The sequence below is a fragment of the Acinetobacter sp. genome (genome assembly GCF_036666595.1).
Classification (GTDB): domain Bacteria; phylum Pseudomonadota; class Gammaproteobacteria; order Pseudomonadales; family Moraxellaceae; genus Acinetobacter.
Window position 1 is genome coordinate 1 of the sequence record NZ_JAVWVO010000135.1, and the last position, 555, is coordinate 555.

Below are 555 nucleotides of genomic sequence, written 5' to 3' on the forward strand. Positions count from 1 at the left end.
CTCAATGCTGCATTAGATGTATTTTCTGTATACGGTTTCAATGGTGCAAGTCTGGATGAAATTGCACAATTGGCAGATATGCATAAGTCGAATATTTTCTATTACTATGAAAATAAAGAAGCTTTGTATGTCGAAGTACTCACAACCGTCATGCAAAAATGGCTTGCGCCATTACAATCCTTAGAATCTGAATTAGAACCCACAGAGGCTCTAACACATTATCTGATGACAAAAATTGAAATTTCTCGTGTACAACCTAAAGCATCAAAGCTTTTTGCATTGGAAATTATTCAAGGGGCACCGCATATTTTACCGATTTTAAAAGGCCCACTTAAAAAGCTATTTAAACGCAAAGCCAAGGTTATTTTAAACTGGCAAGAGCAAGGTAAAATATCAGATAAAATTGATCCAGAATTATTGATTATCAATATTTGGGGTTTAACACAGAACTATGCAGATTTTAGCACCCAATTAGAAATGGTCACAGGAAAAACCTTACGTAATAAAAGCATGTATCAACGTGCAATTGAACATACCGTGCATATGATTTTATAT

The 555-nt window shown here is 34.4% G+C and carries 1 protein-coding gene; it reads left to right on the plus strand.

Annotated features, from left to right (window positions below; translation table 11 throughout):
* On the plus strand, positions 1-555 hold a 555-nt coding region (locus RR876_RS17225), incomplete at both ends, for a TetR/AcrR family transcriptional regulator (RefSeq protein WP_332637211.1).